Annotated in this window: 1 pseudogene; it reads right to left on the reverse strand. The window is 65.9% G+C overall.

Annotation, left to right across the window (positions count from 1 at the left end):
- Positions 1-25: 25 nt before the first annotated feature.
- A pseudogene (locus tag I5I_RS00025) lies at positions 26-1101 on the reverse strand (cytochrome ubiquinol oxidase subunit I); the annotation flags it as partial.

A 1101-nucleotide genomic window follows, 5' to 3' on the forward strand; every position in this document is an offset into this window, starting at 1 on the left:
ATTCGAGCTCGGTCCCGGGGATCCTCTAGAGTCGGTCATCGGGTCCGGGCAGGGGCTGCGGACCCTCCTTGACCGTCTTGACGATGAGGCCGAACTCGACGACCGCGAGGATCGCGTAGATCGCGGTGAAGGCGATCAGCGAGATCAGGACGGTCCAGCCGGGCACGTTCGGCGAGACGCCGTCCTGCGTGAGCATGAGACCGAACACGATCCAGGGCTGACGTCCCATCTCGGTGAAGATCCAGCCGACGAGGATGCCGAGCAGGGCCAGCGGCGCCTGCCAGACGGCGAGCCGCCACATCCAGCCGGCGACCGGGCGCTTCGCGTTCTTGCGGGTGACCCAGAGGCCCGCCACCGCGATCGCGGTGGACAGCAGGCCGAAGCCCATCATCCAGCGGAAGGCCCAGTAGGTGACCCACAGGACGGGCGCGAAGTTGCCGCCGACCTGATCGGCGAACTGCGGGAACATCTGCGTCGTGTACAGCTGGTTGAGGTCGTTGATGCCCTCGACGCAGCCGTTGAAGTCGTGGGTCGACAGGAACGCGAGCACGTACGGCACGCGCAGCGACCACACTTCACCGGTGCCGTCGGGGGTGCCGATCGAGAAGATCGAGAAGGAAGCATTGGCCCCGCACGCCGAGTTGAACATCGCCTCGGCGGCGGCCATCTTCATCGGCTGCGTCTGGACCATCACGAGTCCCAGCTGGTCGCCGGACAGGAACACCGCGACGAAACCGATGATCATCGCCCAGAGGCCGAACTTCAGCGCCGGGCGCAGCATCTCGATGTTCTGCTTGCGGGCGAGGTGCCAGGCGGATGCCGCGATCACGACACCGGCGGAGAACATGATCGCCGCGGAGATGGTGTGCGGGAACTGCGTCAGTGCGACCGGGTTGGTCAGCACCTGCCAGAAGTCGGCCATTTCGGCGCGGTGACCCGCGGCCGACATCTGGTAGCCCTTCGGGTTCTGCATGAAGGCGGTGGCCGCGAGGATGAAGTACGCCGACAGCCAGGTGCCGACGACCGTCATCCAGATGGTGAGCAGGTGGATGCGCCGGGGGACTTGTTCCACCCGAAGATCCACAGACCGATGAACGTGGC

Source organism: Microbacterium sp. B24 (assembly GCF_000333415.1).
Classification (GTDB): Bacteria; Actinomycetota; Actinomycetes; order Actinomycetales; family Microbacteriaceae; genus Microbacterium.